Origin of the sequence: Bradyrhizobium sp. LTSP849 (genome assembly GCF_000938255.1) — a bacterium.
Taxonomy (GTDB): domain Bacteria; phylum Pseudomonadota; class Alphaproteobacteria; order Rhizobiales; family Xanthobacteraceae; genus Bradyrhizobium.
The window spans coordinates 106,813-130,130 of the sequence record NZ_JYMR01000031.1 but is presented as its reverse complement, the minus strand read 5'-3'; the positions used below and the strand labels follow the sequence as shown (position 1 = coordinate 130,130).

Genomic DNA, 23,318 nt, shown 5'->3' with positions numbered 1-23,318 from the left:
TCCTCAGGAACCGACACTAGGGAACAAACGCGAGAATCCGGTAAAATCGGTAGAGCAGTTTTGTCGAGCAAAACTCATTCAAATGCGAGGGAATGCGTTAACCACTGCGCAACATGGAGGGTGCGCCCCCTCTCCCGCTTGCGGGAGAGGTTAGGCGAGCCCGCGGCCCGTTCCGTGCAAACCAAATCTGCACTTACGGATTCGACGGGGTCAAAACCAGCGGCGGCTTCGGCTTGGGTCTTGGCGGCGGCGGGCCCGGGGCCGGCCTCACCTCGATCGGCGGCGGCAGCGGCGCGATCTGCTGGCTGGCAAGCGGCGGGCTCGGCGCGGCGGGGGCGGCCTGCGGGGCCTTCGGCGTCGGCGCGACCTTCGGCCTCGGCGGCGCACGGCGCGGATCGCGGCCCGGCATCGGCACGTCGGTCAAAGACGGCTCGGGCACCGGATCGGGAGAGACGAGCGTCGGCAGCGCGGCGGTCGCCGGTGGCGGCTCGCCGCGCTCGATGGCGTCCAGCCGGCGCGTCTCGCGATCGATCGTGCGCACTGCAAGCCATGACGACAGCGGCGCGAGATCGACGGTGCGGTGGAGCCTGTCGGGGCGACCTGCCGCAAACAGCTGGATCTCCGGCGGCGCGCCGGAGAGGCCGGTCATGATCGGCGTCAGGCTGGCGCGGATGTCGGCCTGGTCGGCAGGAATGTCGTAGCCGCCGGAGACGATGGCGCGGGCGTTCTTCGCTTCCAGCGGCGTCGCACCGACGCGCAGCCGTCCGTCGCGGATCGTGAACGGGATCTGTGCGGAAGCAACCGCAATGGGACCTGCCGACAGTGCGGGCTCGACGAGCTGCCGAAGCCGGTTGTCATCGGCGACCTGGCCACCGTCGCTGGCGCGGATGGCGATCTCGAAAGCGCGCGGATTGAGGCCTGAGATTTCAGCCGAGTCGAGCGTCACCGTGCCATTGCCGGCGAGCGCACCGGTCAGGGCGGCGATGCTGCGGCCCTGGCTCGTCAGCGCCATCTGCATGGACGCGCGCCCCTTCGGCAAAGCGAGATCGCGGTAGCGCAGCGTCGCCGCATCGACATTGGTGAGATCGAGGCGCACGTTCAGCGCGAGCCCATTGGCGCCATTGCGCGCATCGAGGCTAGCGGTGATCTCTCCACCGCCGACGCCGCCCTTGAGCGCATCGAGCGCGAGCGACTGGCCGTCGCTCCTGATCGTGCCACTGAAGGGACGCAGCTCGATTCCACCCGGCAAGGTCCCGCGCAACGCCTGGAACGCGACCCGGCCGCGCCAGCCGATGATGAGCCCGGCACTCAGCGGCTCGTCCGCGTTGTGTCCTGCCGCGCCCAAGGCCACCGCCAGCGCGGGCGCGAGATCGAGCGAGTCCAGCCCCACTTCGCCGTCAACGCTCTTCTCCTGGTCCAGCGTCATCGCCAGATGACCACGCAAATGCGAGCCGACCGCGGTGCTATCGAGATCGTCGAAGGTGAGCTTGTTGCCGGACAGCGTGAGGCGGGAGGACAGGCTGACATTCTGGGCCGAACTGGTCCCGAACAGCGGCGCCAGATTGGCGTTGCGCACGCGCAGGTTCACGCTCGCCTTCGGCTCCGGCGTCGACAGTTCGACGCTGCCTTGTGCATCAGCGTCCAGCCCACCGCCGCTGAGCTTTGCGTTCAATTGCAGCGGCCGACGCCACGCGCCGCTCAACTTGCCCTCGAGCTGCGAGGCGCCCTCACCTGCGGCAACCATGCGATCGAGGCCGAGCAGCGCCGTCAGCGCGCCGGCCTGCGGCGTCGACAGTTTCGACTCCAGCGTGAAGTCGTTGTTGCGCAGGCGCTCGATGTCGATGCCGTTGAGCGCCGCCACCGGCGTCTGCGCGACAAGCGTCGCGGTGGCCTTGAGCTGCGGGGCATCGAGGTCGAACATTGCGCGCGCGTCGCTGCGATCGGCATGTTCTGCGTTCTTGTCGAGGCTGAGGTCGAGTTTCAGGCGCGTCGCACCGGGCAACGATGGGAGCGCATCGAAGCGTGCGCGCACCGCAGGCGCAAATGGCTCGAGCAGCGCGGTGAGCTCGCGCAGCGAGTTGGCGGAGGATTTCAGCGCGAGCCGGCCGGTCGCCTGCGCGCGATCAAAGCTGCCGCTCGCCTCGGTGGTCACACCGCTGGCCTGGCCGAACCGCAACTGCTCCAGCGATAGCGCCGTCGGACCATAGCCGAGCTTTGCTGCGAACGGCCGCAACTCCTGGCCGGCCGAGATCGCGCGGCCGACATCGAGCGACAATTTCGCTTCCTCCGGCCATTCGCCCTGCGGTCCGGCGAGCGCGCGGACAAAACTCGCGGCGGCATCGAGATCGAGCCGGTCGGCCTTCAGCTCCGCGTCGATCCGCGAGCCTTTGTTGGCGCCGGTCTGCACGAAGGCGACCCGTCCCTCGACGGCGCCGCCTTCGATGTCGGCTTTCAGCTTCTCGATCGCGAAATGGTTTGCGGCGATCGTCACGTCGCCTGCCAGGCGCAACGGCCTTGTGCTGCGGCGGTTGACCTCGCTGCGACCCTGGAGCCAGGCCACCAGCGTATCGGGATCGGAAGATTCGATGCTGAGGCGGCCGCTGAAGCTGTCGGAGCCCGGAGTTGCGCCGTTCAGCGCAAGCTGCGTCATGCCCGGCGCGCGCAGGTCGAGCCGCTGGAAGGTCCAGGACCTGCCGTCGGTCGTCAGTTCCGCCGTGATGTTCTGGAGTGGACGGCCGCCCAGCATGATCTGGTCGGAGTTGAACTCGATCTGCGCCGGGATCGGCGCCTGCGGGATCGCGGCGAGGCCCGCGCGCAACGCCGGCAGGATGCGCAGCGGCTCGGCATTGTCCTTAGCCGTAAGCTTGTCGGCATCGACTTGGCGTGCCGACAGCACCGCGCGCAACAGCGGCGAGGCGCCAAACCTGAGATCGCCGACGCCGCCGGCCTTCAGCGCGGCGTCATCCGTGCCGAAGCTCGCGTCGATCTGGTCGAACTTGGCGCCGGCCGGATCGGCCTTGAGCTTTGCGGTGAGCTTCCAGGGCGTCGGCCCGGCCTCGCCCGGCTTCTTCGTCGCCGGCACCGCCAGCGTCAGCGCGCCGTCGAATTTCGGCAGGCGGTTGTCGAAGGCCAGCACGCCCTCGAGATCGGCCAAAATGGCGCGCTCGCCGGGATCGATATTGAGGTGCAGGCGCGTGGCGCTGCCGTCGGCGCTCGGGCCGGAGGAGATGCGGAACGGATAGCGTGTGCCGGCCGCGGTGAAATTGCCGTCGCCCCGCACCGAACCAGCGAGCGAGCGCACGTCGCCGGAGAAGGCGATGTCGTTGAGCTCCAGCGTCGCGCGGCTGGCGGCATCATGCAGGGCGATGCGGCCGGTGAGGTTCAGCCGCTCAATGGCAAGCGAGGCCAGATTGAAGGTGCCGCTCGCGGTGGATGGCAGGTCGACCCGCCCCTTGGCGTCGAGGCCGAGATCCACCGCCATGCCGTTGACCGAAAGCTCGGTGGCGCGCCATTCGCCGCGCATCAGCGAGCTCAGGCTGAATTCGACGTCGAGCTTGTCGGCGCGCAGGCGGCCGAGATCGTTGTTGCCGCCGAAGGTGACCGAGCGCAGCCGCAACGTCGGCGCCGGCAGCAGCCGCGCATCGAGCTCGCCCGCCACCCGCACCGGCACGCCGATGATCCGGGTCGCCTCCGCTTCGAACTGGGGCCGGAACTGGTTCCAGTCGACGAAGTAAGGCCCGATCAGCGCGGCCAGCAGCGCTAAGATGAAGGCAATCGCCAATCCGAGCAGCGTCGTCTGCACGGGTCTCCCCTCGGCCAAACCGGCAACCGGGCCAAACCCTGACCGCAAATGCTTCAGGCGCGCCGGAACAGCCCCTTATATAGGGGGAAGTGTGGCGAAGTCACAGCGACTGTTGCGCGCGGAGGTTAATGCCGACGGCTATCACCAGCTCGCCGGCAGGTGCTTGAGGCCGCGCAGCACGAAAGTCGACCGCCATTCCGGGTTCTCGACGTCGTCGATGCGCAAATCGGGCAGCCGCCGCAAGAGCGTCGCGATGGCGATCTCGGCCTCGATGCGCGCCAATTGGGCCCCCAGGCAGAAATGGATGCCGCCGCCGAACGACAGCGGCCTGACGTTGGGACGGGTGATGTCGAGCCGGTCAGGGCGATCAGGATAGACCGCCGGGTCGCGGTTGGCCGAGCCGAGCAGGCACAGCACGGTCTCGCCCTTGGGAATCCTCTTGCCGCCGAGATCCTCGATGTCCTCCAGCGTGACGCGGCCGGTCATCTGCACCGAGGAATCGTAGCGCAAAAATTCCTCGATCGCGTTGACCATCAGCTCCGGCCGCGCCTTCAAGAGCGCGAGCTGGTCTGGGTTACGATGAAGTGCAAGGAGACCGTTGCCGATCAGATTGACGGTGGTCTCGTGGCCGGCGCCGAACAGCAGGATGATGTTGGCGGTCAATTCCTCGTTGGTGAGCTTGTTGCCGTCTTCCTCGGCCTGCACCAGCTGGGTTATGAGATCATCCCCGGGACTGCGACGGCGCAGTTCGAACAGCTGCTGGAAATACATCTGCGCCATCATGTTGCCGGCGTTGGCCTTCGCGATCTCCTCCGGCGTGAGCGGCACGGGGTCGAGCAGGCGGCCACCGTCGCGCGAGCTGTTGTAGAAGGTCTCGCGATGATCCTCGGGGATGCCGAGCATGTCGCAGATGATGGTGACCGGCAGACGGAAGGCGAAATCCTCGATCAGGTCCATGTGGCCGCGATCGATCACGGCATCGATGGCCTGGTCGACGATCTCCTGGATCCGCGGCCGCATGTCTTCGACCCGGCGCGCGGTGAAGGCCTTCACCACCAGGCCGCGCAGGCGGGTATGATCGGGCGGGTCGGATTGCAGCATCCAATGGCTCATGCTGCGGAACACCGGCTCGTCCATGATCTTCTCGCCGTAACGGCGCTTGGAGCGCTCGACGTAGTCCTTGCCGAAGCGCTTGTCGCGCATCACGAGGCTGACCTCGGCATGGCGGCTGGCGAGGAAGTGGCCAAACGGCGTCACATGGATCGGATCGATCGTCCGCAGCCGGTCATAATGCGGATAGGGATCGCGGATGAAGTCCGGCGACAGCGGATTGAACAGCGGTCCGCCTGCGGGTTGCGCTTGCTCGTTCATGGTGACCTCACATCGGTTGCCGCATGACACGAATACGCGAGGCAGCCCTGATGCCCGGCGTAACCATCCCCAAGACTTAAACTTAGTAATTATCAACTCGATACATTGTTGTATCGAGTTGCATTCTGCCCTAACCTGCGGCGATGTCAAGGGTGAGAACCAGGCCGACCAGGGACGATACGCGTGACAAGCTGTTCGAGGCGGCCGCGCGCGTGTTCGAGGCGGACGGCATCGGCGGCGCCAGCATCGAGGCGATCGCGGCGGCGGCCGGCTTCACCCGCGGCGCGTTCTATTCCAACTTCAAGAGCAAGGACGAGTTGATCATCGCCATGCTCGAGGACCATGTCGAGCAGTCGATCCGGCGCAACATGGACATCCTCGCGCAGCACAAAAATCTCGACGATTTCATCGCCGCCTTGAAATCGATGGATCGCGGGCGGCAGGACCCGCTCTCCCGCTCGCCGCTGCTGCATATCGAGATGATCCTCTTCGTCGCACGCGCCGAGAAGCGCCGCCCCGAGCTCGCCAAACGCCTGCGCGCGCGGCGCAAGCTGATCGCCGACATCATCGAGGCGACGCTGAAGGGCAATGACAAGGGTGACACGCTGAACCCGCCATGGATGGCTTCCGTCGTGCTGGCGCTGGAAGACGGCTTTCGCCTGCACCGGCTGATCGATCCGGAGACGACGCCGGCGGATAGTTTTTTGCGTGCGATCACGGATTTGAGGCGGAGGACGGGGTTGGCGTCGGAGTAGAAGTGTCGCCCGGCGACGCGACCTCTCGCGCGCTCGCTAAGCCGCCAGTACTCCGTCGACGCGTCCGAGGGCGCGACGAAGCGCAGCAAAGCAGTCCGGATCGATTTGGTTCCCGATCATCCCGGACATGATCGCGAGCGCTTTCGTGATCGGCATCGCGGCGCGATACGGCCGGTCTGCGGTCAGCGCATCGAAAATGTCTGCGGTGGTGATGATTCTGGTTTCCAGGCAAATCTGGCTTCCCGAGAGGCCGCGGGGATAGCCCTTGCCGTCCAGCCGCTCATGATGCGCGCCGGCGATCGGGGCGAGCTCGCTGAATGCGCTGATGCGCGACAGGATGGCTTCCGAATGCGCGGAGTGCATGCGCATGACCTCCCATTCGGATTCGTCAAGCTTGTCCGGCTTGTCGAGGATTGCGTTGCTGACCCCGAGCTTTCCGATGTCATGCAGCAGCGCGGCACGCTTGAGCCAGCGCCGCTGCTCGGCACTGAACTCCAGCTGCTCGGCGATCATGTCGGTAAACAGCGTGACGCGCTCGCTGTGGCCGCTGGTGTAGGGGCTCTTGGAATCGACCACCTGGGCGAAGGCAGCCGCGATGTCATCCAGATAGTCCTCATCGACAGGCACGCTTGCCTGCGCTGGCAATTGCGGAAGAGCCTCGAGCCCATCCCCAGTCCCGATGACGTCCCAGAATGCAGGCTGTGCCGCCATGCGCTCGCAGGCAGCCACCAGCTGCGGATCGAACCAGGTGCCCGATCGATTCCGGATCTCACGAAGCGCGGCCTCGGGACCGTTCGCGATGTAGAACACATCGACCACCTGGACCAACAACGCCAGGCGGGAATAAATCGGGATGTCTGTTCCGCGAAGGCCCAGAGGCTTGCCGCCACCATCCCAATGCTCATCGAGATTTTTGATGCCTTCCGCGACCGGCTCGGAGAAGCGCATCTTGCGGGCGATGTCGGCGCCGCGATGGCAACGCGTCTCGATCAGCTCGCGGGCGATCTGGCCGCCGTTCTGGAAGATGTTGACGATTGCGCGAAACCGTTCAGCAAGACCGGCCTTCAGGCCGGTATGGCCCAACACAAAGCGTAGCGCCTGCGGCAGGCTGCCGTCGATAAGCTTGAAGTCCTGTTTGAAGGAGAGATCGTCGGTGAGATACAGCTCGCAGATGCGCGCGGCATTGCTGCTGCAGCCGAGATCTTTCAGCAGCAACGCGTAATAGAGCTCGACTATTTCGTCCTCGCTGAGGCCGATTTCCCTGGCGATCGTAACGCCGATACGGCTGCACCGAACACAATGTCCGGCGGGCTGTCCCTCAGAGAGATCGAGCGCGTGGCTAAGCGCGCCGAGCAGTTCGGAAAGTGTGACCCTGTCGAGCTGCTTCGGCGCGTGCGGCATGGGGTTCATCATGTGGGCTCTCAGACTATTTCGGGCGGCGAACATTCTTGTGAGGCAGCTACGCCGAGCGCTTCACCGCAACCGCATCGACCGGCTTGAGATCGAGCCTCCCCAGCATCGCCCTCGCCTGCTCGGCGCAGTGCTCGATCAGCCAGCGTTCAAACGCGACCGGCGGGAGCGCGGGCGCGTAAAGAAAACCTTGCACGACGTCGCAGCCGAGTTCGGCGAGCATCTTGCGCTGGCCTTCGGTCTCGACGCCTTCGGCGACGACGGTCATACCCAAGCCCTGCCCGACGCGCACCACGGCGGTGGCGATCGCGAGCGCGCCGGTATCCTTGTCGATGTCGCGCATAAAACTGCGGTCGATCTTCAACTCGCGGATCGGCAGATGCGCGAGCCGGCTGAGGCTGGAATAGCCGGTGCCGAAATCGTCGACTGAAAGCCCGACGCCGAGCGCGCGGATCGCATGCATGGTCTCCAACGCCGTCGCACCGTCCTGCATGAACGTGCCCTCGGTGATCTCGAGCATCAGCGCGTCCGGCGGCAGCTTGTATTCGGCGAGAATGTCAGCGAGCCGCACGGCAAGGGTGACATTGCGGAAATTGAGCGGCGATAAGTTCACCGAGACGGTAGGTATGTTGAGCCCGGCGCGGCGCCAGCTCGCCATCTGGCGGCAGGCCTCGCGCACCGACCACAGGCCGATCTGCTCGATCAGGCCGCATTCTTCCGCAAGCGGGATGAATTTTGCCGGCGAGACGTCGCCGAGCACGGCATCGTGCCAGCGCGCCAGCGCCTCGACGCCGTGGATGGCACCGTCGCAGCTGCGGATCTGCGGCTGGTAGCTGAGCGTGAGCGCGCCTTCCGCGATGGCGCGTCGCAAGGCGACGATCAGAGCCAGCCGCTGCTCGGTGAGGCCGTTCATCTCGGCGCTGAAGAGGCGATGGGTGGAGCGGCCGGCCTGCTTGGCCATGTACATGGCGGCATCGGCCTGCTGCATCAGCGTGTCGATGTCGGTGGCGTGATCGGGATAGAGGCTGATGCCGATGCTCGCCGACATCTGCAACTGCCTGGACCCAAGCCGCAGCGGCGCGGCCAGCGCCTCCGTGATCTCGGCAGCAACGCGCTCGGCACTCTCGGCGTTGCGATACGGCAGCAGCACGACGAATTCGTCGCCGCCCAGCCGGCCCAGCATGTCCTCAGGCCCGATATGCTCGCGCAAGCGCTGCGCGAGCTGGATCAGCAGCTCGTCGCCGGCAGCGTGGCCGAGCGTGTCGTTGACGTCCTTGAAATGGTCGACGTCGAGGAAAGCGAGCGCGACATGGCTGCCGGTCGGACAGGCGTCGATTGCGGTGGTGATCAGATGCCGCAATTGCGCGCGGTTCGGCAGGCCGGTGAGGATGTCGTGATAGGCAAGCCGCGCGATCTCGGCACGCGCCTCCTTGCGCTCGATCGCGAAGGCACCGAGGTTGACGCAGGCCTCGACGATGCGCCGGTGCCAGTTGCTCGGCGCGCGCGGCTCGCGGAAATAGAAGGCGAAGGTGGCGATGACGCGGCCGTCCTTGGCCTTGATCGGGGTCGACCAGCAGGCGCGCAAGCCGACTGCGAGCGGCATCGCCTTGTAGGGCTGCCAGCGCGGATCGGTATCGATATCTTCGGCCAGAACCGGCTCGCCGTAGTAGGCTGCGGTTCCGCAGGAGCCGACATCAGGGCCGATCGCGATGCCGTCCAGCGCGCGGGAATAATCCTCGGGCAGGCTCGGACCGCCGAGCGGATGGACCAGGCCCGCGGAATCGACGTGAAGCAGCGAGCAGACGACGTCGGGCGCGATCTCCTCGACGCGGCGGCACAGCCGATCGGCGATCTCGGTGATCGGCACCTCGTCGGCCAGCGCGCCCATGATGAGCTGCTGGAGCGAGCGCAACTGCCTGGTTTCGGTGATGTCTTCGAGCAGCGCGAAGATGTGCTTGACGCGGCCCTTCTTGTCGCGGAACGCGTCGATCCGGGCGGCGACCCAGATCTCTTCGCCGTTCTTGTCGTAAGCAAGCACCTCGACCTCGCCGCGCCGGCCGCCATGCATCAGGCGCTTGACGAGCTTTGCGATGGCCGTGCGGTTGGTATGGCAACCGGCAAGGAGCTCCGTCGCACGGCGCCCCTCGGCTTGGTCGTTGGTGTAGCCGAACAGCGCCGTGAAGGCGGCATTGACGTAACGGATGTTCTGCTCGACGTCGGTGACGATCACCACGCGGTTGGTCTGGTCGGAGACGGCGTTGAGCAACCCGATCCTGACGCGCCGCTCGGCCTCGGCGGTGACGTCGCGGGCGAACACGATGTGATGGGTCGCGCCATCGATGGTCGCGGAAGACAACGCGACTGTCGCCCTGATGCGGCTGCCGTCACGACGCACGAGGCTGATCTCGTCGCGGAAATCCGTGACCGGATCGGCCTGAAGGCATTTGAGCGTGAGAACTTCCGCATCGCGACCAAGCACCTCAGTGCGCGCGAGCTGCCATATCCGCTCCGCACCGGCGTTGAAATGCGTGATGCGGTGCGCACCATCGACGATGACAATGCCGTCGTCGGCGCATTCAAGCGCCGCACGCAGCACGTCCGGAATTCCTGGCACAAGGCAATCGGAGGCGGACATCGTTTGACCCGGATGCATCGGGAAGATGCGGCATTCGGCCCAAAGCTAAGGCTCCGATGGTGTCCAAGACGTTGTTGCCACCACGCCGCGTCCCGCCAAGACGCGACATGCTTAACATTCGGCGAAAAAGACGAAGGTATTTTGGGGCTCGCGGAACCTACTCTGCGGCCGTTCCAGGTTTGAGCTTATGCAGCCGACCGGCCACGGCCCGCACCTTGCCCGGCGAGGCCCGCCAGACCGACAAAGCCGACAAGCCGCTCATGACCATGGCGATGACAAAGGCCAGCGTGTAGTCGCCGGCGCGATCGTAGAGGAAGCCGGTGACCCACGGACCGGCCGCGCCGCCCGCCAGCGCCGCGAGCATGATCATGCCGAAGATGCTGCCCTGGTGCCTGCCCTGAAAAATCTCGAACACCACCGCGCCCATGATCGAGGTGAGGCCATAGCCGAGCGCGCCCTGCGTGAACACCATGAGATAGACCGGCCAGAACGAGGGCTGGTACTTCAGCGCGATCAGCGCCGCGAAGCAGATCGCAAAACCGGCGCAGCTGATGGCCCAGACCCATTCCCGCCCGATCCGGTCGGAGACATGGCCGAGCAGGATCTGGCCGGGAATGCCGAGCAGGCTGACGATGCCGAGCGCCCACACCGCGACGCTCGGGCTGAAGCCGATGTCGAGCAGGAATTTGGTCTGGTGCACCTGCACCGCGTACCAGATGTACAGGCCGCAGAAATAGCCGAGAGCGATCCACCAGAACCGCGCGGTCGCAACCGCACGGGCGAGCGTCCATTCGGTGTTGACCCAGGCGTGATCGACGATGTTGGAGACCGGCTTTGCGGTGCCTGCGCTAGGTGCGGCATCGCCGTCCGGCTGAAGGCCGATATCCTCCGGCCGCTTGTGCAGGAACAAATTGATCGGCGCGAGCACGATCAGGATCATCAGGCCCATCGCGGTGCAGGCGGTGCGCCAGCCGGTCTGCTCGATCATGTGCTGCACCCATGGCAGCAGCGTCACCGAGCCGATGCCGACGCCGGCAAAGGCAATGCCGATGGCAAAGCCGCGCTTGCGGATGAACCAGTTCGGCAGGAACTGCGATTGGCCGGAATAGCCGAGACAGACACTGCCGGCGCCGACCATGACGCCAATGGTGACATAGAGATGCCAGGGTTCGCTGGTCAGGGGGGCCAGCAGCAGCCCGCCGCCCATCAGCAGGACGCCGAGCTCCATCACCGCGCGCGGACCGGCGCGATCCATCAGCCGGCCGATCAGCGGGCTGACGATGCCTGACACAACGAAGCCGAAGGAGAAAGCGCCGGCGGTGACGCCGCGCTCCCAGCCGAATTCGGAGATGATCGGCGGAAAGAACAGTGAGAACGCGGTGCGCGCGTTGACGCCGATGGCCATGGTGACGAAGGTCACCGCGACCACGACCCAGCCGTAGAAGAACGGAAGCCGCATTTTTTATGTCATCCCTAGACGGCTCTTCCGACCATCTGGGGGGACCTGGGTCAAGCGATTTTCACGGATGCCGCTTTGACAGCCTCTTGGGCGGTCGGCTCAGGCTGCGTCGCGTTGCGAAGGCTGAGCGGACGTATCGAACGTGATCTGGTCGACCGGCAGCGGGCGGCCGAACAGATAACCTTGCGCGAAATTGACGCCGAGCGCCTGCAGCCGCTCAAACTCCTCAGCTGTCTCGACGCCCTCGGCGGTGACCGACATATCCAGGCCGCGTGCCAGCGTCACGATCGAGGAGATGATGGCGGAGCTGCGCGGCTGGTGCGTGAGGTTGCGGATGAACGATTTGTCGATCTTGATCTTGTCGAACGGAAACGCGGTGAGATAGCTGAGCGACGAATAGCCGGTGCCGAAATCGTCGAGCGCCAGCTCGATGCCGATGTGCTTCAGCCGCTCCATGAAGGCGTGGTTCTCGGCGCCGCGCTCCAGCAGGACCGATTCGGTGATCTCGATCTCGAGCCGTTGCGGCGACAGCCCGGAATCGCGCAGCGCCGCGCAGATCATATCAAACAGATCGGCTTCCTTGAACTGGATCGGCGACAGGTTCACGGCGACCATCAAATTCGAGGGCCACGCGGCGGCGTCCGCGCAGGCCTGCCGCAGCACGAACTCGCCGAGTGGCACGATCAGCCCGGTCTCCTCCGCGAGCGGTATGAACTGGTCTGGCGCGATCAGGCCGCGGGTCGGATGCCGCCAGCGCACCAGAGCCTCAAAACCGCGCCGCGCGCCGCTGATGGCATCCATGAACGGCTGGTAGTGCACCTCCAGCTGGCACCGTGCGATGGCGTCGCGCAGATCGCCTTCCAGCGTGTTGCGCGCCTCGAGCTCGGCCGACATCGCCTCGTCGTAGATGGTGAAGCAGTTACGGCCCGCCGATTTCGAACGATAGAGCGCCAAGTCGGCTTTCTTGAGCAACTGCTCCTGGTCGCTGCCGTGATCCGGCGCGATCGCAATGCCGATGCTGGTGCCGATCTCGACGCGATGCCCGGGCAAAAGGAACGGCTCAGTCACGAGCTTGGCGATCCGCGCTGCCAGTTCGGTCGAGCAGACCCGCTGATCCTCGCAACCTTCCTGGATGATGGCGAATTCGTCGCCGCCGAGCCGCGCCAGCACGTCGCTCGCCCGCACCGCGGATTTCAGCCGCAACGCCACCTGGCGCAGCAGCACATCGCCGGCGCCGTGACCGAGCGAGTCGTTGACGTTCTTGAAGCGGTCGAGATCGAGCATCAGGATCGAGAAGGTCGGGCCGCGGTCCTTCAACTGACCATTGAGCTCATCAAGCCGGGCGAGAAAGAAGGCGCGGTTCGGCAGTCCGGTCAGGGTGTCGGTCTGGGCGAGCTCCAGCACGCGCCGGTTCGCCAGCGACAGCCGCCGCGAGTTGCGGCTCGCCAGCATCAGATAGGTCGCAAGCGACAGCGTCAGCAGCATGCCGACGATGAGGACCGTGGCCGCACGGTCGTAGGTCATTTCCAGCGAGCCCCCAGCCGTCGGCATCGCCCGCACCTGCCAATCGGTATCCCCGATCTTGAGATGGCCCGACCAGTGCAGGCCCCGCGCGACGTCGCGCATCGACTGCGGCGATGATGACGCGGACGAATAATCCGGCAGCGACTCCTCGAGGCTGACGATCCGCGCCGTGAACGGCGGATAGACATTCACGCTGATTGCCGGGTTGGCTCCCGTGGTGACACGAATGGCCTGCATCAGCAGCGGCAGGTCGAACACGCCGACGACGTAGCCGGCGAGATTGCGACGCCGGTCCGCGACCGTCACGCGCGAGGTGCCCTTGGCGTAGACGGGAACGGCGACGAAGACATCGGGTAACCGGCCGCCCTCGCGCGGCTCATAGAGGCGCGCGCGAATGCCGGCGATCCGGTCGTTGTCGCGCGCGCGTTCGAGCGCCACGCGGCGTTCCGGAACGGTGGCGTAGTCCATGCCGTAGACGGACGAGGTCTTCGGCTGGGTCGAATAGAACACCGGAAAATATTCGTCGCTTTGCGGCGCCGCCGCAAATCCGTCGCCCTGGAGCGACTTGATGTGATAGCTGGACAGGCCGTCTGCGATCGCGGCGGCCTCGTATTCGGCGCGCTCCTTGCGGTTGACGCGCGGCAGCCAGGCGATGCGCAGCATGCCCGGATGACGCTCGAACAGCCGGGAGCTGAAAGTCTCGAACTCGCTGCGGGTGATTTCCTCGTTGATCGATTCGAACAGGGTCCGCAGCGCGACGAGCCGGCTGATATATTCGTTCATGCCGTTCTGCATGACGATGGATTCGGTTTCGGCCGCGCTCTCGAATTCGATCCTGTTGACGCGGTCTTCCCAGCGCGCCACTGCGGCTGCACCCGCCAGCGAGAACAGGAGACCGACACCGGCTGCGACGAGCGCAGGACGATAGAGCCCGAGCAGCGGCGCGACGCGCCACCATCCGGTCATCCGTTTCCGATCCTGATCATTCTGATCGCGATCGCCCATCCCTGAATCCGCCGTCCCCATCTGTGCGACGGACCGAACCTGTGGTTGAGCCGCCGGAACCACTATCGGACAAGGACCGCGGTTAAGAACTGCACAATTTCGGAACCCGGCTTTCCCGCAATGCACGGCTTAGTTAACGAACTGCAGGCATGACCGAGCTTTATCCAGGCAAGTTGCCGGATTTACCCGGAGTATTACGGAGGCGCCGGTACGCCACCGGTTAGCGAGCTATTCAGGCCGCACGGCTATGCTCGCCGGGATTTCTCCTGCATCCGGCAAGACTTCCTGATGAAACCGTTTCGATCAGCGACACGCATCGTCATGAGCTTCGCGCTGCTGGCCGTGACCACGCTCGCGGCGAGCGGCGAGGAGGTCGGCGTCAGCGCGGATGCGATCCTGTTCGGCCAGGCTGCCGTGCTCGAGGGCCCCTCCTCCGCGCTCGGGCAGCGCATGCGGCAGGGCATCGTCGCGGCCTTCACCGAGATCAACGCGAAGGGCGGCGTCCATGGCCGCAAGCTGCAACTGATCAGCCGCGACGACGGCTACGATCCCGACCATTCGGTGGCGCAGACGCTGCGACTGATTGAGGACGACAAGGTGTTCGCGCTGATCGGCGCGGTGGGCACGCCGACTGCGATGGCGACCATTTCGATCACCAGCGCCCGGAACGTGCCCTTCATCGGACCGCTCAGCGGCGCCGAATTCTTGCGCGACCTCGAGATTCCGAACGTCGTCAACATTCGCGCGAGCTATGGCGCGGAGGCCGAGGCCTGGATCAAGCACCTCACGGAAGATCGCCACTTCACCCGCATCGGCATCTTCTATCAGGACGATTCCTTCGGCCGTGACGGCCTTGCCGGCGTGAAGAATGCGCTTGCCAAACGCGGCCTCGAGCTCGCCGCCGAAGGCACCTTCGAGCGCAACACGCGCGCGGTCGGCTCGGCATGGCGGATGATCAAGCGGGCCGAGCCCGAGGCGATCGTCATGGTCGGGACCTACGGTCCCTGCGCCGAATTCATCAAGCTCGTACGCCGCAGCGGCCTCTCACCGACTTTTGTCAACATCTCCTTCGTCGGCGCCAATGCACTCGCCAGAGAACTCGGCCCGGAGGGCGAAGGCGTCATCGTCTCGCAAGTCGTGCCGTTTCCCTGGGATCGCTCGCTCAAGCTCGTCGCCGACTATCAGGCGGCGCAGAAGGCATTCGACCCGACGCTGACGCCGGACTTCGTCTCGCTCGAAGGCTATCTCTCCGGCCGCCTTGTCGCCGCCGCGCTGGAAAATCTCGGACCGAACCCGACGCGGGCCGACCTGATGCGGGTCATCAACGACGTCGGCCGCTTCGACATCAGCGGCAGCGTCATCACGGTCGGCATCCGCGCAGTCGAGACGCCACCAAAGGTGTTCTTGACGGTGATCCAGAAGGACGGGACGTTCAAGGCGGTTGACCGGCTTTAGGGCGTAGCGATCTCAAACACGCGCCTGTCCTGCGATCGAAAGGCCGCGACCAGACGTTCTGCGCATCGCTGCCAAAAGCGACTTCTGAGTGTGGAGGATATGATCCTCAAGCAATTTGACCGCTTGGTTGAGGTCTGCGGAGCGACAGGCGTCGAGGATGGCCCAATGCTCCCGGTTCGGTTGCTGCTTGCCAGATGCCAGTGAGACTTGCAGTCGGACGAAGCGTCCAACATGCCCGTAGTTCGATTCGATCATCGCAAGAAGTTTCGGCCGGCCGCAGGGAACGTACAGCGTTTCGTGGAAGCGCCAATTCATCTCACCCCACTTTTGCGGTTCCGGCTCATCGTCATAGCCTTGCAGTATCTCCGCTGCGAGATCGAAATCCGCGCTGACCATGTTGGGGATGGCGAGCTTGAGCGCGCGACATTCCAGGCCAATCCGGATTTCCAGCAGTTCCAGCACGTCCTCCAGCGAGATGGACGATACCGATGCCCCTCTATTTGGATGCAGCTCGACGAGACCTTCGCTCTCCAATTGTCTCAGCGCTTCACGTACCGGAATGCGGCTTGTCCCGAAACGATTGGCGAGTTCGTCCTGGCGGAGCTGTGTGCCCGCGACGAGATCTCCACTCAGGATTGCTTTCCGCAATCCATCCCTCACCAGGTCCGGAGCAGATGGCTTTGCGACGCTCGCAGGATTGACCATGCCGCCAGGCGCGGCCCGCTTTGCAGACCGGGCACCCCGTGCCTGTGGCTTCTTTGTCGATAGCGCAGTCTTCATCATTGGGAACGCCGGTCGTGCGATAGCGATCTAACCCGTATAGGGCTGCCCCGCGAGCCGTGCAATGGAGCGTTCGCACGAACGAAGCAGTCCTGCTCCAATTCCCTATTGGTACGTGGCGGGATCCGCCGAATCGGTCGGATGCTGAACTGCGTTCTTGAGGGCTGCGCTCATCGGGAGACTGAGATTGATATTCCGTGGCGGGATCGGCGTTTCGAACCACTTCCGATAGGTCCGCTCGAAATCCCCGGAGCTGAAGGCCGCGCCGAGCGCGGCGTCCACAACTTGCTTGAAGCCCGCATCCTCGCGCCGAACCATGATTGCGTAAGGCTCGATGGACAGAAACTCCTTGGATATCTCATACATGGATGGATCCTGCGAGTTCGCCACCAGTCCGGCAAGCAACACGTCGTCCATGACGAATGCAGCGGCCCGATCGGTCGCAACCATCAGGAACGCCTCTGCATGGTCCTTTGCCGAGATGATCGACATGCCGAGATTCTTGCGGCTGTTGAGCTCATTGAGCAGGCGCAGGCTGGTGGTGCCGGCGGTCGAGACGACTGTCCGGCCCTTGAAGTCGTCGAAGCCGTGGAGACCAGCCGATTTTTTCGACACGAAGTTGCTGGTGGTCAGGTAGGTGGTCGATGAAAATGCGACCTGCGTCTGCCGTTCCTTGGTGTTGGTCGTGGATCCGCACTCGATGTCGATGGTCCCGTTGGCGAGCAACGGAATCCGGGTGGCCGACGTCACCGGCAAGAACTTGACCTGGAGATCGGGGCGCTTGGCTGCAATCTTGATTTGCTCGACGACGCGAGAGCAAAGGTCGATCGTGAATCCGACGATGTGTTGGGCGTCGTCCAGATAGGAGAACGGGATCGAAGTATCGCGATGCCCGATGGTGAGAACACCGGAGCTTGCGATCCGATCCAGCGTGTCAGACTTGACTTGCGCGTGCGCCAGCGTAGGCGGAACACAGAGCGAAAAAATCAATAAAATCAGAATTTTGGCTGCGCGATTCCACATGCAAAGCTCCCCGTCGTCACGATTTAGATGCATACGATCGTCACATATTGCATACCAAGTCAAATTATTTTATACAATCTAGCGAGCAATGGATCCAAGGTAATCGACTTCCCGCACCCAGAATCCCGTGCCGCAACAGGAGAAAATCACGTGCATTACGATGTCGTTGTGGTCGGCGGAGGGGCAGTCGGAGCGAGCGTTGCCTATTTTCTGAGGACCCATAGGAAGGCCTGCTCGGTGGCCGTCATCGAGAGGGACAAGAGCTATCAGCAGGCCTCGACGCCGCGCGCGTCCGGTGGCGTTCGCCGGCTCTTCGCGCTGCCCGAAAACATCGCGCTCTCCAATTTCAGCATTCCTTTCTTCGAGCGGTTCGAGACCGAGATGGCCGTGGATGGCGAGGCCGCCCGCATCGACTTCAAGAAGAACGGCTATCTCTTCATCGTGTCGGAGTCCGAGCGGGCCGCGCTGGAAGGGAACTTTCGCGTGCAGCAGGAGCACGGCGTGAACGTCGTCTGGCTCGACCGGAAGGACCTGAAGGCGAAGTTTCCGTCCATGAATGTGAGCGATCTTGCCGCCGCAGCCTATTCGCCCGACGACGGCTGGCTGGATCCCTGGAGCGTGCTACGGGGACTGCGCCGAAAGGCGATCGCCGTCGGAGCAACCTTCCTGGACGACGAGGTCGTCGGACTCGAGGCGCAGCATGGACGCGTGCGAAACGTGACGTTACGGTCGGGCGCGACCATCTCGACCGATCACGTGGTGAATGCGGCCGGCGCCTGGGCAAAGGAGATCAGTGCGATGGTCGGCATGCGGGTGCCGATCGAGCCAATGCGACGCTACGAGCACTATTTTGAATGCGAACAACCGATAGAGCCACTGCCCTATCTGAAGGACACGCAGCGATTGGCGTTCCGTCCAGAGGGCAAGGGATATTCCGGCGGTGTCCCGGACATCCGGGAGCCGCGCGGATTCAACTTCGAGATCGAGCACGACTATTTCGAACGGATCGTTTGGCCGGCGCTTGCGCATCGCTTTCCAGCCTTTGAACGAACAAAGGAAAAGAACGTGATGCCGGGGCTCTACGATCAGAACGAGCTCGATGGCAATGTGATCATCGGGCCATGGAGCGACGGCATGCCGAACTTCTACATGGTCGCCGGATTCTCCGGCCACGGCCTCATGCACGCACCCGGCTGCGGTCGCGCCATGGCCGAATTGATCTTGGACGGCAGTTACCAAACCATCGACCTCAGCCGCTTCGGATGGCAAAGGGTATTGGACGGCGCGCCTTATCGCGAACAAGGCATCATCTAGGGTTGACCACAGCGCCCTTCATGGCCGCCGCGTCCAGCGCTCCGCGTTGACGGCGCCTAGCGGCGCCTCGCCCTTGATGATCGCGTCGACCTGCCGCACGGTTTCCAGCGACTGGTATTCGATCGCCTGCGGCGTCAGGCCGCCAACATGCGGCGTGGCGATGACGTTCGAAAATTTTGCGAGCTCCGGCGTCGGCATCTGATCGGGTGCGCGGCCGACATCCATTGCGGCACCCGCGATGCGATTCTCCAGCAGCGCCCTGGCAAGTGCGGCCTCGTCGACGAGATTGCCGCGCGAGAGATTGATGAAGACGGCATGCTTCTGCATACGCGCCAACGCCGCCTCCCCGATCAGCTTCTCGGTTTGCTCATTGGCAACCGCAAGACAAACGACATAGTCCGACGCTGACAGAAGCTCGTCGAGCTCAACCTGCCTGATGGCGCCGTCGCTGACGGTCGCGAAGGGATCGGACACCAGCACTTCCATGCGCAGCACCTTTGCGACCTCGGCGAGATAACGCCCGATGCTGCCATAGCCGATGATGCCGATTTTGCTGCCACCGAGCTGGCGGCCCATCCGCGCCTCCGGCTTGCGGCCGGCGTGGTAGTCGACTGTCGCCCGCGACACACCGCGCGACAGATCGACCATGAAGCCGACCGCGAGCTCGGTGACGGCCTGCACGAAGCCGGGTCCCGCGCGGGTCACGAGCACACCGACTTGCGAGGCGGCTTCGACGTCGATGTTGCGGATGTCGACGGCGCAGCGGACGAAGGCGCGCAGGTGCGGCAGTTGCGAAAAGATCTCGCCGCGGCCTTCGGTCATGCGATCGGCCACGATGATATCGGCATCCTTCGCCGCGTTGACGAGGCCAGCGGCATCGAGCGGCTGATCGCCCTCATGCAGGTTCACCTCGGCAATCGCCCGCAATCCGTTCAGGCTGCGATCGCCGTAGTAATTCCGCCGCATCTCCGGCGTGTGGGCGAGCAGGACCTTCACGGAAAACTCCTTCAGTAGCCGAACGCGCGCGGCAGAGCGGTCGAGAGCGACGGCACGAACGCGATCACCAGCAGACAGAGCAGCAGCAGGCCGAGATAGCCCATGATCGGCTTCACGGTCTGCTCGATCGGCACATTGCCGATCAGGCAGGCGCCGTAGAGCCCGAGGCCGAGCGGCGGCGCGAACAGGCCAATGCCCATCGCGATAACAAGCACGACGCCGAAATGCAGGGGATCGATGCCGAGTTGCACCGCCACCGGCAACAGCAGCGGCCCGAAGATGATGAGCGCGGCGGCACCTTCCAGCACCGACCCCATCACGATCAGCACGGCGATTGCGAGCAGGATGAACATCCAGACCCCGCTGGTCTTCGACAGTCCCAGCATGATCTCGCCGACCGCATGCGGCACCTGCTGCAAGGTCAGCGTGAAGGCGAGCGATTGCGCAGCGGCGACGATGAACAGTACGAGACCCGCGCGCGTCGCCGCCTGGACGAAACTGTGCGCGGCCGATTTGAAAGTGAGCTCGCGGAACACCAGGCTTCCGACGACGAGCGCATAGGCCACTGCGAAGGCGGAGATTTCGGTGGCCGTGGCAAAGCCGCTCTTGAAGCCGAAGAAGATCATGAAGATCAGGCCGAACGAGGCGATCGCGCCGCTCCACAAGCCCGACACCGGCACCTCCGGCGCGACCTCCTCGACCGTGGCCGGGCGTTTGCCGAAGATGATGGAGACCGCGATCAGGACCAGTGCCATCAGCGCCGCCGGCAGAAGCCCTGCGATGAACAGGCCGCCGATCGACAAATTCGCCACGAAGCCGAGAATGATCAGGTTGATGCAGGGCGGGATTGTCTCCGCCATCACCGCGGATGCCGCGAGCAACGCCACCGCGCTGCCCGGATTCTGCTTCGAGCGGCGCGCTGCCGGGATCAGCACGGAGCCGACGGCGGCGACATCGGCCATCTTCGAGCCCGAGATGCCCGAGAACAGCACCATCGAGGCCACCATCACGACGTTGAGCCCACCGCGCATGCGGCCGACCCCGCGTTGCAACAGCTCGATCAGGCGCACCGACATGCCGTTGGCTTCCATGAGGTAGCCGACAAGGATGAAGAACGGGATCGCCAGCAGCACGAAATTATCGATGCCGCGAGCCATCTGCTGGGCGAAGATCACGCCGGGCAGCGCGCCCTCGACCCAGATGAAGACCAGCGCGGCGAGCGCCAGCGCAAAGCCGATCGGCAATCCGCCGAACAGCGTCGCGAAGAAGCCGATCAGCATCAGCGTGCCCGCCGACGGCACCGTCGACGGCGACAAATAATCCCAGGCGAGATAGAGGCCGGCGACGATGGCGATCGCAATGAAGCCCCTGACGATATCAGGAAGCGGCCGCGCGCAGAGATGATCGATCGCGAACACCGTCATGAACAGCGCGCCGACGCCCATCGGGTAGAAGGTCAGCTCCAGCGGCAGACCTGAGCCCGTGGTCTGGCCCGCCGTCAGCGAGCCCAGCTTGATCGCGTTATAGGCGACGTAGCCGGAGATCAGCACCACCAGCAGCGCGCTCGCGGCATCGACCAGCGCGCGCAGCCGCAGCGGCAAGAGATCGCGGAAGAAGGACACGCCGACATTCTCGCCGCGCGCGAGCGCACTGGCCGCGCCGAAGAAGGCCGATCCGACCATCAATCCGCGCGCGACGTCGTCCGACCATTCGACCGGTGCATTGAAGAGGAAGCGCAGCAGCACGGAGGCACAGACCACGACGAGGTCGGCGGCCAACAGGATGGCCGCGATGGCGTCGCTCAGGCGAAGCAGAAGGGTGATGCCCCCATAGCGGCCGCCCGAGAGCGGCACGGCGGCCGTCATCGCCATCTCTGGCCTTGCCGTCTCAGATTCGATTATCTCAGTCCTGGCCATCTCAGGCTTGGGTCGCGCGGATGATGTCGATGACGGGCTTGGATTCCGGCCGCGCCTTCATGAAGTTTTCGGTCTGCGGCGCGACGCGCTTGCGGAAGGCCTCGCGATCGCATTCGATCACTGTCACACCCTTATCGGCAAGCGCGCCCAGCGCCTCCTTCTCGACCGCCCGCCCGTGGACGCGGGTGTCGGCCGCCGCCTTCTTGGCGGCGTCGAGAAAACCTTCGCGCAGCTTCGGATCCATGCGGTTGAAGGTCATGTCGCTGAAATAGATCGCGAGCGGCGAGAAGATGTGCTGCGTCATCGCATAGTGCTTCGAGGTCTCGAAGAACTTGCTGGCGAGGATGGTCGGCGCATCGTGCTCGAGCCCGTCGAGGACGCCGGCCTGGAGCGCGGTATAGATCTCGCCGAAGGCGAGCGGCGTTGCGGCCGCGCCCATCAGGCGCAGGCATTCCGTGATGACGGGATTGGGCAACGTTCTGATCTTGAGGCCGGTAAGATCCTCCGGCGTCTTCACCGGCTTCTTGGCCAGCACGCTGCGCGCGCCGAAATTATAGGCCCAGGCGATGACGCGGATGTTGCCGCCCTTGAGCAGCGCATCCTCGATCGGCTTGGCGGCGCCGGCGTCGAACGCCTTGGTCTGCTGCTCGAAGCTGGCGAAGAGATAGCCGAGGTCGAAGGTGCCGACGAGCGGCACCAGATTGGCCGAGATCGACGAGCCCGACACCATGAGGTCGATGACGCCGAGCTTCACCGAATTGATGACGTCGATTTCCTGGCCCAACTGGTTGTCGGGGAAGAAGGCGACCTCAACCTGCTCGCCGAGCCCGTTCGCCTTCAGGTTCTTGACCAGATTGTCGTAGTAGACGCGGCCGTTGGCATATTTGGGATCGTTCGGCAGCGAGGAGGAGCATTTCAGCTTCAGCGTCGCGGCTTCGGCGCGGCCGATGATCGCGGGAGAGAGCACGAGGCCGGCGGTCACCGCCGTCGACGACTTGATGAACGTGCGACGGCTGACGGGCACGATGGTCATGGTGCTGTCTCTCCCCAATGCATTTTTGTTTCGGCCGCGGTCGTTGCCACAGCCTGTTGCACGGACTGTATGGCCAAAGCGACAGAGCAGGCAAGGGTTGCGGCCCGGGGCGCTGCGACAGCTGGAGAGGCAGACGCTTCGGCAGAAACTGCGGCGGAAGGTCTATGTTTGCCGATGTTTTCGATGACGCCGCATCGCGGGGAAGAGGTCCGCTGGGCAAGATTGACGCAGATCGATCCAATTCAGGTATGGATCAATGCTGAACGCAGATTGATGGGTTTGGTACGAAGCTAAAACAAGAGCTGCGGGATGAATATCCCGCAGCTCTTGCGTTTCAACGATGCTACGATGACGTCAGCGCGAATGCGCGACGCTCAACTGTCCATTCGCCGCCTCGACATCGCGTGAGGGCAGCAGCGCGAAGGCGCCATCGCCGAGCAGCGCCTGCGCGACCAGCGCGATTGCCCAGAAGGCGGGGTATTCCCAGCCGCCCTTCGGGTTGGTGAAGAAGAAGCCGGCGGCGCCGTGCACCGTGAAGATGGCTCCGAGCAGGATCGGAATGCCGGCGAGCGCGGCATAGCGGGTCCAGACGCCGAGGATCAGGGCGATGCCGCTCAGCACTTCAACCGTCATGATGAGATAAGCGAGTTCGGGCGGGAAGCCGAGGCTGCCGAAGAACTTTGCAGTTCCAGCCGGGGTGAAGACGAACAGTTTCAGGCTGGCATGGGCGAGAAACAGCGCGCCCAAGGTCACGCGCAGCACCAGCGCGGCGTAGGGAGCAGTACGGGAATCGATCATGATGGTCTCCTTTGCACCGCAACATGATCTATTCTCGTTCGA

The 23,318-nt window shown here is 64.4% G+C and carries 15 protein-coding genes; 3 read left to right on the top strand and 12 right to left on the bottom strand.

The genetic code is table 11. From position 1 onward, the window contains the following. Positions 1-193 precede the first annotated feature (193 nt). Positions 194-3,802: an AsmA family protein gene (locus UB31_RS20580; protein ID WP_045012257.1), complete on the bottom strand. Its 3,609-nt coding sequence runs from the start codon at positions 3,800-3,802 to the stop codon at positions 194-196. A 141-nt stretch (positions 3,803-3,943) separates the two neighbouring features. Beyond that, positions 3,944-5,173, bottom strand: a complete 1,230-nt coding sequence (locus UB31_RS20575; RefSeq protein WP_045012204.1) for a cytochrome P450 — start codon at positions 5,171-5,173, stop codon at positions 3,944-3,946. 143 nt (positions 5,174-5,316) lie between these two features. Between UB31_RS20575 and UB31_RS20570 the strand changes: the two genes are divergently transcribed. Then, positions 5,317-5,928 carry a TetR/AcrR family transcriptional regulator gene (locus tag UB31_RS20570; protein WP_045012203.1) on the top strand — a complete coding sequence of 204 codons (612 nt, stop codon included), beginning with the start codon at positions 5,317-5,319 and terminating at the stop codon, positions 5,926-5,928. A gap of 36 nt (positions 5,929-5,964) precedes the next feature. On the opposite strand, the gene UB31_RS20565 is transcribed toward UB31_RS20570, so the two are convergent. The 4 genes from UB31_RS20565 to UB31_RS20550 all read right to left on the bottom strand — a co-directional run bounded on the left by UB31_RS20565 (position 5,965) and on the right by UB31_RS20550 (position 13,922). Continuing rightward, a complete protein-coding gene (locus UB31_RS20565; RefSeq protein WP_082078577.1) occupies positions 5,965-7,338 on the bottom strand; it encodes an HD-GYP domain-containing protein in 1,374 nt (457 codons plus the stop codon). A 49-nt stretch (positions 7,339-7,387) separates the two neighbouring features. After that, complete coding sequence (locus tag UB31_RS20560; protein ID WP_045012255.1) at positions 7,388-9,973, bottom strand: EAL domain-containing protein; 2,586 nt, start codon at positions 9,971-9,973, stop codon at positions 7,388-7,390. Positions 9,974-10,130: 157 nt separating this feature from the next. Next, on the bottom strand, positions 10,131-11,432 hold the full coding sequence (locus tag UB31_RS20555; RefSeq protein ID WP_045012202.1) for an MFS transporter: 1,302 nt from the start codon (positions 11,430-11,432) through the stop codon (positions 10,131-10,133). Positions 11,433-11,531: 99 nt separating this feature from the next. After that, positions 11,532-13,922 carry a bifunctional diguanylate cyclase/phosphodiesterase gene (locus tag UB31_RS20550; RefSeq protein WP_045006287.1) on the bottom strand — a complete coding sequence of 797 codons (2,391 nt, stop codon included), beginning with the start codon at positions 13,920-13,922 and terminating at the stop codon, positions 11,532-11,534. A 327-nt stretch (positions 13,923-14,249) separates the two neighbouring features. Between UB31_RS20550 and UB31_RS20545 the strand changes: the two genes are divergently transcribed. After that, on the top strand, positions 14,250-15,416 hold the full coding sequence (locus UB31_RS20545; RefSeq protein WP_045006183.1) for an ABC transporter substrate-binding protein: 1,167 nt from the start codon (positions 14,250-14,252) through the stop codon (positions 15,414-15,416). A 12-nt stretch (positions 15,417-15,428) separates the two neighbouring features. On the opposite strand, the gene UB31_RS20540 is transcribed toward UB31_RS20545, so the two are convergent. Both UB31_RS20540 and UB31_RS20535 read right to left on the bottom strand, forming a co-directional pair. Beyond that, on the bottom strand, positions 15,429-16,199 hold the full coding sequence (locus UB31_RS20540; protein ID WP_245305529.1) for a GntR family transcriptional regulator: 771 nt from the start codon (positions 16,197-16,199) through the stop codon (positions 15,429-15,431). 102 nt (positions 16,200-16,301) lie between these two features. Then, positions 16,302-17,219, bottom strand: coding sequence for a transporter substrate-binding domain-containing protein (locus tag UB31_RS20535; RefSeq protein WP_082078570.1), 918 nt, complete (start codon positions 17,217-17,219; stop codon positions 16,302-16,304). 27 nt (positions 17,220-17,246) lie between these two features. Between UB31_RS20535 and UB31_RS20530 the strand changes: the two genes are divergently transcribed. Then, the gene (locus UB31_RS20530; protein WP_082078569.1) at positions 17,247-18,533 is read left to right on the top strand and encodes an NAD(P)/FAD-dependent oxidoreductase; all 1,287 of its coding nucleotides are present in this window, start codon (positions 17,247-17,249) and stop codon (positions 18,531-18,533) included. 18 nt (positions 18,534-18,551) lie between these two features. Here UB31_RS20530 and UB31_RS20525 read toward each other — a convergent pair whose 3' ends face one another. From UB31_RS20525 to UB31_RS20510, 4 genes are all read right to left on the bottom strand, one after another. Then, positions 18,552-19,529 (bottom strand): NAD(P)-dependent oxidoreductase, encoded by a 978-nt coding sequence (locus UB31_RS20525; RefSeq protein WP_045006181.1) that lies wholly within the window; start codon positions 19,527-19,529, stop codon positions 18,552-18,554. 11 nt (positions 19,530-19,540) lie between these two features. After that, a complete protein-coding gene (locus UB31_RS20520; protein ID WP_045006284.1) occupies positions 19,541-21,394 on the bottom strand; it encodes a TRAP transporter large permease in 1,854 nt (617 codons plus the stop codon). A 52-nt stretch (positions 21,395-21,446) separates the two neighbouring features. After that, positions 21,447-22,478 carry a TRAP transporter substrate-binding protein gene (locus UB31_RS20515; protein ID WP_045006180.1) on the bottom strand — a complete coding sequence of 344 codons (1,032 nt, stop codon included), beginning with the start codon at positions 22,476-22,478 and terminating at the stop codon, positions 21,447-21,449. Positions 22,479-22,832: 354 nt separating this feature from the next. Next, positions 22,833-23,276, bottom strand: coding sequence for a DoxX family protein (locus UB31_RS20510; protein ID WP_045006179.1), 444 nt, complete (start codon positions 23,274-23,276; stop codon positions 22,833-22,835). Positions 23,277-23,318: the final 42 nt, after the last annotated feature.

Coding starts and splice junctions, on each gene's coding strand:
- UB31_RS20560 (WP_045012255.1), bottom strand. CDS start 9,973: ATGTCCGCCTCCGATTGCCTTGTGCCAGGAATTCCGGACGTGCTGCGT.
- UB31_RS20520 (WP_045006284.1), bottom strand. CDS start 21,394: ATGACGGCCGCCGTGCCGCTCTCGGGCGGCCGCTATGGGGGCATCACC.
- UB31_RS20550 (WP_045006287.1), bottom strand. CDS start 13,922: ATGACCGGATGGTGGCGCGTCGCGCCGCTGCTCGGGCTCTATCGTCCT.
- UB31_RS20530 (WP_082078569.1), top strand. CDS start 17,247: ATGCATACGATCGTCACATATTGCATACCAAGTCAAATTATTTTATAC.
- UB31_RS20535 (WP_082078570.1), bottom strand. CDS start 17,219: ATGTGGAATCGCGCAGCCAAAATTCTGATTTTATTGATTTTTTCGCTC.
- UB31_RS20515 (WP_045006180.1), bottom strand. CDS start 22,478: ATGACCATCGTGCCCGTCAGCCGTCGCACGTTCATCAAGTCGTCGACG.
- UB31_RS20510 (WP_045006179.1), bottom strand. CDS start 23,276: ATGATCGATTCCCGTACTGCTCCCTACGCCGCGCTGGTGCTGCGCGTG.
- UB31_RS20575 (WP_045012204.1), bottom strand. CDS start 5,173: ATGAACGAGCAAGCGCAACCCGCAGGCGGACCGCTGTTCAATCCGCTG.
- UB31_RS20570 (WP_045012203.1), top strand. CDS start 5,317: ATGTCAAGGGTGAGAACCAGGCCGACCAGGGACGATACGCGTGACAAG.
- UB31_RS20540 (WP_245305529.1), bottom strand. CDS start 16,199: ATGATGAAGACTGCGCTATCGACAAAGAAGCCACAGGCACGGGGTGCC.
- UB31_RS20565 (WP_082078577.1), bottom strand. CDS start 7,338: ATGAACCCCATGCCGCACGCGCCGAAGCAGCTCGACAGGGTCACACTT.
- UB31_RS20555 (WP_045012202.1), bottom strand. CDS start 11,432: ATGCGGCTTCCGTTCTTCTACGGCTGGGTCGTGGTCGCGGTGACCTTC.
- UB31_RS20545 (WP_045006183.1), top strand. CDS start 14,250: ATGAAACCGTTTCGATCAGCGACACGCATCGTCATGAGCTTCGCGCTG.